The sequence below is a fragment of the Acinetobacter sp. YH12135 genome, from assembly GCF_013418565.1.
Classification (GTDB): Bacteria; Pseudomonadota; Gammaproteobacteria; order Pseudomonadales; family Moraxellaceae; genus Acinetobacter; species Acinetobacter towneri.
Genome location: NZ_VPBU01000038.1, coordinates 1 through 8505 on the forward strand (window position 1 = coordinate 1; position 8505 = coordinate 8505).

Genomic DNA, 8505 nt, shown 5'->3' on the forward strand with positions numbered 1-8505 from the left:
CAACAGGAGGTGTTGCTGAATATATATCCATGTTCATGGATTAAGTCCCCACTTGTTTTTAGGTGGGAACTAAATTAAGGCTTATAGGATCGCTTGGTAAGGCTGTGTTAGCCGGATGCTTACAATTCAGCCAAAAAGATTGAGTGTAAAAAGAAAAAATCCCGCAATTGAATTGCGGGATTTTTTTATAGCACTACTTGATTCAAAATCAAACAGAAAGTGAAAGCTTTACACTAAAATTTCACGTTTCCCATTTGCTCCTTGCTCGCTCACAATGCCTTGCTCTTGCATCTGATCGACAATACGTGCCGCACGGTTATAGCCCAAGCTAAATTTGCGCTGTAAAGATGAGGTCGACACTTTACGTGTTTCCAAAACAAATGCTACACACTGATCATACAACACATCACGGTCTGGACTGCCTTCACCATCTTCAAAACCACGTGAAGATGGTTCTTCATCAAATGGCGTCAAGATTTCATCGACATAGTCAGGATCGCCACGCTCACGCCACGCATCACAAATACGGTTGACTTCATCATCCGAAATAAATGCGCCATGCACACGTTCTGGCTCAATTTTACCCGGCCCTAAAAATAGCATATCACCATGACCAAGCAGGTCTTCTGCACCGCCCGCATCCAAGATAGTACGTGAGTCAATTTTCGAGTTCACACGCAAAGCTACACGGGTTGGAATGTTGGCTTTAATTAGACCTGTGATCACATCCACCGATGGACGCTGAGTTGCTAAGAGTAAGTGAATCCCTGCTGCACGTGATTTTTGTGCCAAACGGGTAATCATTTCTTCCGCTTTCTTGCCCACTTGCATGATCATGTCGGCAAACTCATCTGCCACAATCACAATAGATGGCAATGGTGTTAAACGCGGTGCACGTTCTTGCGTTGCTGAATCTCCCGGCTTCCAAGTTGGATCAATTAAATCTTCACCATTGGCAATAGATTCTTCAACCTTACGGTTATAGTCGCTTAATTTACGAATTTTCAGGAAAGACATTAGCTTATAACGACGTTCCATTTCATTGACACACCAATTTAAAGCGCTGACGGCATCTTTCATATCAGTCACTACAGGCGTCAATAAGTGTGGAATATCGTTATAGTTGGCGAGTTCCAATTGTTTCGGGTCAATCAAAATTAAGCGTAATTGATCAGGCTTGTATTTCAGCAACATCGACAAAATCATCGAGTTCACTGCCACTGATTTACCTGAACCCGTTGTCCCTGCTACGAGCATGTGTGGTGCTTTGCCCAATTCAGTAATCACAGGATTGCCTGAAATGTCTTTCCCCATCGCCATAGATAAAATGCCGTTTGGATCTTCAAAAGCAGGCGTTTGTAATAACTCAATCAAACGTACCATTTCACGTGAACTATTCGGTACTTCAATGCCAATATACGGTTTGCCTGGAATCACTTCGACCACACGTACCGATGCCATCGACATTGAACGCGCCAAGTCACGAGAAATATTGGTTACTTTTGAAGCTTTGACCCCAGGTGCCAAATCCAGCTCAAAACGGGTCACGACAGGACCAGGCTGTGCTTCAACCACTTTGGCTTTGACATTAAATTCCTGTAATTTAATTTCCAGCAATTCCGACAAGCGCGATAATTGTTCTGCGGTGAAGTTCACTTTTTTGTTTGGATCGACTTTATCGAGCAAGTCCAAACCCGGTAATGGCGATAAATCACGACGTTTTTCTGCAACCTGCATGGCGCGTGACATCGGACGACCATGTGCATCGGTCAGCGGCGCATCAAAATCAAAGTCATCTTCGTCTAGTGGTTTGCCTGCGGTTTCCTGCCAAGCTTCGATAAATGCTTCTTTGGATAACGCCACTTTTTCTGCTTGTTCAGCCTGTGTAGCAGTCGCTGCGTTTGCCATCACTGCGGCAGTGGCTGCCGTCTGAATAGGTGCCTGAACAAAAGCAGAACTTTGTGCATAGCTACTGGTACTACGCGCTACAGGCGCTTGATCTTGAAATGCATCTTGCTGTAACTCATCACCCAAAAGATCATCCACCAACAAGTCATCTAAACTGTCTAAATCATGCTGCAAATGGCGCTCTTGGCGTACAGCATGATTTTGCGTATTCGAAGCACTTGACGATGGCGGGTTAAAATCTGACTCAAATCTGCTGAGATCATTGTTAAAATTGTGAGCCGTAGGATTCGAGTGCGGATGCACTGTTTCTTGCTGGGTCACAGACTCATCTAAAGTATCCATTGCCCCGCTGTTTTGGAATGGGCTGTGTAAATCACTTGCAGCTTTGCCTTGCGGAACTGCTGCGAGCAATTCATCAAAAATTTGATCATCATCCCAATCTAACGAAGATTTTGCAGTGGCTTGAGATGCCGTAGATGCAGGACGCACTTCATCAAAAGGATTCGATTGTAGATGTGGCTCTAGTTCTTCAGAAGCACGTAATAATGCATGAATGTCTTGGTTATGCTGACTGTCGGTATTTTCTTGTAAAGCACGCCACACTTCGCCTGTCGCAACAATACGCTGGCTGTCTTGTTCTAAGCGATGCGCCTTTTCGATGGTTTTTTCTAACTCAACATCATCAATTTCATCTTGCACCAATAGCTGTTGCTGCGCCTGTTGCTCTTCTTCTTCACGTTGCTGCATGTGATTAAACATACGCTCTGCCGCAGGATGTGGTGCAGTTGTTTCAGCTTCTTTCGCCTGTGCAACCACGGGTTCACTTGCTGCTTCTAAATCAGTTGATACCACTTCAACAGCAACCACAGGTGCAGCAGCGACAACGGTCTTTTTCACCTGTGGTGTAGAACGGTCAAAGTCAGATTCTGCTTCAGGTACATTGCGATAGAACAAATCTTGCAGATAAGCAGGTGTAGCTTTTAAAGTTGCCCACGTTCTGTTCCACTTCACCCCAAATGCGAGGGTAAATAAGAAAATCCAAAAGACGACTAAAAAAAGTGTTGCTCCATAAATGGTTAAAATTTGCGATAAACTTTTCCCAAGTTCAAAACCAATGATGCCGCCTGAGGCATTGTCTAACGTATCGGCAGGTACTTGCCAAAATAAATACAGCAAACTTGCTGTTGCCAATAAAATGAAGAATTGTGCAGCATAACGAAATGGACGGTTTAAAAAACTACGTGGCCACCAGACTTGTAAGGCTTCAATAAAAAAATAAGCAGGAAGAAGCAGACTCGCCCAACCTAAAAAGCCAAACAGTAAATCGGCAATCCACGCACCTGCGATTCCACTCGCATTTGAAACCTGTTGGGTGTCACTGGAAATGTGCATCCAACCTGGGTCAAATGGAGTATAGGTCACCGTTGCAAGGAACAGATATATTCCAAAAGAGACCAAAAATAATGTCGCTATTAAGCGATGTGCATAAGCACCCGACACCGCAGTCATATATTGTCCTGTCGCCAATTCTTCATCAATGTTTTTTGTTTGTTCGATGGTCTTAAAAAGCCACCTGATTCGGAGCGTCTGTATTTCATTTAGCTGTGTCATTTAAGTTGCATTTCACGATGCAAGCTTCACCACACAGCAAGCTATAAATTATAACAGACCTTCTATTATGCATGTGTTGCCTAGAAAAAGATGCAAGATTATTGAAGTGTGTTGTTAACTTTTTCTATATAGCTCAAATCGATTTACATGATCAGTAATATCAACTTTAATCACACAGCAAACTCATCCTGTTTCACGTATAATTCCATAAATTTCTAAATAAAAAAAGGATGCTGTGCATGAGCGCTCGTCACTCACGTTTAATTATTTTAGGTTCAGGCCCTGCAGGTTATAGTGCTGCAGTATATGCTGCACGTGCCAACTTAAAACCGACTTTAATTGCAGGCTTACAATTGGGTGGTCAACTCACCACAACTACGGAAGTTGATAACTGGCCAGGTGATCCTGAAGGTTTAACAGGCCCAGCGTTAATGGAACGTATGCAAGCTCATGCGGAACGCTTTGGCACAGAAATCGTGTATGACCATATCAATGAAGTAAACCTGAATGTGCGCCCATTTGTACTGAAAGGTGATATGGAAGAATTTACCTGTGATGCTTTAATCATTTGCACAGGTGCGACTGCACAATATTTAGGTTTAGAATCTGAAGCAGCATTTATGGGTCAAGGCGTAAGTGCTTGTGCTACCTGTGATGGTTTCTTCTACAAAAACCAAAAAGTGATGGTCGTTGGTGGTGGTAACACGGCTGTTGAAGAAGCATTATACCTGTCTAACATTGCATCACACGTGACATTGGTGCATCGTCGTGATTCACTTCGCTCTGAAAAAATCTTGCAAGATCATTTATTTGCCAAAGAAAAAGAAGGCAAAATCAGTATTCTTTGGAATAACCAAGTTGATGAAGTCTTGGGCGACAACACAGGCGTAACTTCAGTACGTTTAAAATCAACCACTGATGGCTCTACTCAAATTGTTGATGTGTCTGGCTTATTCATTGCGATTGGTCACAAACCGAATACAGGCATGTTCGAAGGTCAATTGAACTTGCGTGATGGTTATATCCAAGTACAAAGCGGCACTTCAGGCAATGCGACTCAAACTTCTGTGGCTGGCGTATTTGCTGCAGGTGATGTGGCCGATTCAATTTATCGCCAAGCGATTACTTCTGCAGGTTCAGGTTGTATGGCAGCTTTGGATGCAGAAAAATATTTAGATGCACTTGGTGAATAATTTAGTGACCAAGTTTAAAGACCGCTCTCCTTGAGCGGTTTTTTTATCACGGCATTTTTAGGTATGATGAAATCAAGTTCATCGTAAAACTTCATACGGCAATTGATATGCACACGCTCCCGGCTTCACAATTCATTTTCCCCGATCCCATTGAAGTTGATCCTGAGGGTGAAGGCTTGATTTGTGTAGGTGCAGACCTTTCCCCTTCAACCTTATATGAAGCCTATACACATGGCTTATTTCCATGGTTTTCAGAAGGTGATCCTATTTGTTGGTGGAGTCCTGAGCCACGTTGCGTAATTATTCCGCAACATTATCAGCCGAGTAAGTCTTTAATCCGCAACATGAAAAAAATAGATTATCGCATTACTATCAATCATGCCTTTGAACAGGTAATTCGCAATTGTGCCTTGCCCCGTAGCTATGCCAATGAAACTTGGATTTCTGAAGAGATCATTCAAGGTTACAGTCAGCTTTTTGCAGCAGGTTATGGCTACAGTGTCGAAGTTTGGGAGCAAGATCTTTTGGTCGGCGGTTTGTATGGGGGCAGCATTGGCAAGGGCTGTTTTGGCGAGTCCATGTTTAGCCATCGTACCGATGTATCTAAAATGGCATTTTATAGTTTGATGCTGCTCGGACAAGAACAACAATTGCCTTGGATTGACTGCCAATTGGTCAATGACCATTTAATCAGTCTCGGAGCATGTACACTTTCTCGCCAAGACTATCTTAAATCGTTACAAGATGTTGTAAAACAGCCTGCAATCAATTGGAAAAAATATCAGGACAGTGTATTTTCAAGTAAAACAATAGCGCAGTATGCGCGCCTACTTGAATGACAATAACAGAGAGGGATCTTGAAAATGAATTCATATCACCCAAAATCCCTGCTAAATGATTTGCAGTATTACATTACTCCGCCGCATGATTGCAGCTATTTACCTGAAAAATCTGCGCGGATGGTTTTTTTAGATCCTGCACATAAAATTGATGTGCTGACTTTGTCTGAACTCTCTCGGGTCGGTTTTCGTCGCAGTGGCGATTTTGTCTATCGTCCTGAATGCCATTTGTGCCGCCAATGCCTTTCTTCACGTATTCCTGTCGCTGAATTTAAAATGAACAGCACGCAAAAGAAAGCTTGGAAACGCAATCACGATTTACAGATCAAAATCACCAAGCCACAAGATGCAGGTGATTTGCATTATGCGCTGTATGAACGCTATATCAATGAACGACATGCCGATGGCGATATGTTCCCTGCCAGCCGTGACCAATTTGAAAAATTCCTAATCCACAGTTGTACCAGCAGCTTCTTTTTAGAGGTTTGGCAAGATGATCGCTTAATTGCAGTATCGACCTGTGATTATTTAGATGATGGTATTTCTGCGGTCTATACCTTTTTTGACCCAGACGAAAGTCGTCGCTCACTCGGAACATTTGCGGTATTAAAACAAATTGAACAGGTACAGCATTTGGGACTGCAATATGTTTACTTAGGTTATTGGGTACCACATTCCAATAAAATGAACTATAAATCGCAATATGTGCCCCTTGAGCTACTGCTTGATGGTCAATGGCGACGCATTAACCGCAGCCTAAATACCGATGAGGTGCAGCAATTGGGAAACTCCTTAATGACCACGCTGCCCTTAGGCTGGAATAACTCCATCATCAAATAAAAATGTAATGATGCAATACTGATTTTTGCATCGATCAGATTCACTTAAACAAACTGGCAAAATCATCGCTACAAGATTTCACCATAATAATGGCATGCTCCCGTGTGCCATCCGTTTTAGGATAATAATTTTTACGTAAATCAATTTGATGAAAACCTGACTTTTCATACAGGGCTATCGCAGCTAAATTACTTTCACGTACTTCTAAAAAAATCTGCACAGGTTGGTTTTTCAAACCTGCAATAGAATGTTCTAGCAGTTGATAACCTAAACCTTTGCCTTGCTGACTTGGATGCACCGCCATCAACAACAAATTTGCTTCATCCAACACAGGTTGCAAAATACAAAAACCCACCACTCTCCCTGCATGTTCAATCACGGTACTGTGATAACTCTCTACCGCTTCGGCAAATTGTTTGGCACTCCACGGATGACTTTGTACCAAATTTTCAATCGCAACCACATCGGCGACATCATGGGCTTGCATTAAACGAATCATAAGAAATGATCTTGTGCTGTTCTAAGATGTAGGCATTATAGATTTCACGACAAAAAAATCGAGCAAAAAAAAAGGCAACTTACGTTGCCTGACCAAAAGGAAAAGTTTAAAAGCCTAATTTAGCTTTCCAAGTATTTAATAATGTTGTGGTATCAAAATCGTTAGGATGAAAATTCGGTTTGAAATAGAACAACATTTCTTTGCCCATGCCTGTAATAATCCCTTTAGATGGACTATAGGCATAACGATAAATCATGCGTAAATTTTCCAAATTCAACTGCTTGTCTTGTTTTAGTAAACGCCACAAAAAATAGTTTTGTACAAAAAATAAAGTCAGCATCGAAATAACCAAAGAACTTGTACGTAGTGCATAGGCTTTCAGACCTTTGCCAAACACACCTTCAAATACATCATACGCAACAGCTTTATGTTCGTTTTCTTCAATCGCATGCCACAACCACATAGTTTTCATGGTGTCATCGGTCATCAATTCTTGAATATGTGAATTGGTCAATAATTGTGAGGCAATCGTAGCTGTGAAATGTTCTAGCGCAGTGGTCGCAGTTAAATCTACCATTTTCTGTGTAATGCCAATCGGTTTAGCCAACTTTGCCATAAATTTGCGTGTAGTTTGAATCACAGTATCTGTATAACAATCCAAAGTATCAACATCATGCCCAAATTTCTGTGCAGAGGCATTAAAACCGACATGCTCATGCGTGTGCATGGCTTCTTGTCCAATAAATGCACTGATTTCTTTCTGTAAATCTGCATTGTCTTTCAGCATTGGGTGATAACGCACAGCACGCACACTGTCTATAAAGAACTTCTCACCTGCGGGAAATAACGCAGATAATGCAGTCATAAAATGCGTTAGACCTGCATTACCATTCATCCAATATTCAGGTACAGCATCAAAGTTGAAATTCATTCGACGGACAGGAAAACTCGCCCCTGCACGTTCACTAATACTCACTTTAGCATTCATGTTGCTCACTCCTGAGGTTACAACAATGAAGTCATTCATTTCCTGTAACCCGCTATATTTTTTATTTTTCGGTATGAGTTCATATTACGGTTTTCTGTGCGGTATTTAAGTGCAGTTAAGGACAGTGAGTTGTCAGTTCGGGACATGAGGAATAAAAAATAATGATAAGTGAAATTATTTTTTGTGACGCAAGAGTAAAAAATAGACAATGAAATTATTTTTACGACGCAAGAGTAAAAAATAGACGATGATTTTTTATGACGTAAGAGCAAGAATAATTAGACAGCAAAATTATTTTTATGATGTAAGAGAAAAAAAGGCAACTAAACCGCAGCAAAAGAATGTTCATAAAATGGTTTTAGATTGATTCAAGGTTTAAAGAACAGCTATTTCATCCATCAATACAGTAGGACAAGCTTTCATCCACCTGGAAACTAGCACACAAAATACAGCCATAAAAAAAGCGCCCCAAATGGAGCGCTTTTTCACACTATAAAGTGATTATGCTGTTACTTTAGCAACAACACCCGCACCTACAGTACGACCACCTTCACGGATCGCAAAACGTAGACCTGGGTCCATTGCGATTGGGTGGATTAATTCTACTGACATTTCAACGTTGTCACC

The 8505-nt window shown here is 41.6% G+C and carries 6 protein-coding genes and 1 pseudogene; 3 read left to right on the forward strand and 4 right to left on the reverse strand.

Annotated elements, in window-relative coordinates; translation table 11 throughout:
• Window positions 1-228: 228 nt before the first annotated feature.
• Entirely contained in the window at window positions 229-3417 is a 3189-nt protein-coding gene (locus FTU70_RS13850; protein ID WP_180060774.1) for a DNA translocase FtsK, read from the reverse strand.
• A 341-nt stretch (window positions 3418-3758) separates the two neighbouring features.
• Between FTU70_RS13850 and trxB the strand changes: the two genes are divergently transcribed.
• From trxB to FTU70_RS13865, 3 genes are all read left to right on the forward strand, one after another.
• Window positions 3759-4712: a thioredoxin-disulfide reductase gene (trxB, locus tag FTU70_RS13855; RefSeq protein WP_004975288.1), complete on the forward strand. Its 954-nt coding sequence runs from the start codon at window positions 3759-3761 to the stop codon at window positions 4710-4712.
• Window positions 4713-4819: 107 nt separating this feature from the next.
• Window positions 4820-5551, forward strand: a complete 732-nt coding sequence (aat, locus tag FTU70_RS13860) for a leucyl/phenylalanyl-tRNA--protein transferase (protein ID WP_180060773.1) — start codon at window positions 4820-4822, stop codon at window positions 5549-5551.
• Window positions 5552-5575: 24 nt separating this feature from the next.
• Entirely contained in the window at window positions 5576-6391 is an 816-nt protein-coding gene (locus FTU70_RS13865; RefSeq protein ID WP_004975285.1) for an arginyltransferase, read from the forward strand.
• Between the two features lie 40 nt (window positions 6392-6431).
• On the opposite strand, the gene rimI is transcribed toward FTU70_RS13865, so the two are convergent.
• The 3 genes and pseudogenes from rimI to FTU70_RS13880 all read right to left on the reverse strand — a co-directional run.
• On the reverse strand, window positions 6432-6890 hold the full coding sequence (gene rimI / locus FTU70_RS13870) for a ribosomal protein S18-alanine N-acetyltransferase (protein ID WP_004975283.1): 459 nt from the start codon (window positions 6888-6890) through the stop codon (window positions 6432-6434).
• Window positions 6891-6996: 106 nt separating this feature from the next.
• The gene (locus tag FTU70_RS13875; protein WP_004975282.1) at window positions 6997-7878 is read right to left on the reverse strand and encodes a metal-dependent hydrolase; all 882 of its coding nucleotides are present in this window, start codon (window positions 7876-7878) and stop codon (window positions 6997-6999) included.
• 501 nt (window positions 7879-8379) lie between these two features.
• A pseudogene (locus FTU70_RS13880) lies at window positions 8380-8505 on the reverse strand (elongation factor Tu); the annotation flags it as partial.

Bases quoted from the DNA above. Each gene is read 5' to 3' on its own strand.
- FTU70_RS13850 (WP_180060774.1), bottom strand. From the start codon at position 3,417: ATGACTGCGGTGTCGGGTGCTTATGCACATCGCTTAATAGCGACATTA.
- rimI (WP_004975283.1), bottom strand. From the start codon at position 6,890: ATGATTCGTTTAATGCAAGCCCATGATGTCGCCGATGTGGTTGCGATT.
- FTU70_RS13875 (WP_004975282.1), bottom strand. From the start codon at position 7,878: ATGAATGCTAAAGTGAGTATTAGTGAACGTGCAGGGGCGAGTTTTCCT.
- trxB (WP_004975288.1), top strand. From the start codon at position 3,759: ATGAGCGCTCGTCACTCACGTTTAATTATTTTAGGTTCAGGCCCTGCA.
- aat (WP_180060773.1), top strand. From the start codon at position 4,820: ATGCACACGCTCCCGGCTTCACAATTCATTTTCCCCGATCCCATTGAA.
- FTU70_RS13865 (WP_004975285.1), top strand. From the start codon at position 5,576: ATGAATTCATATCACCCAAAATCCCTGCTAAATGATTTGCAGTATTAC.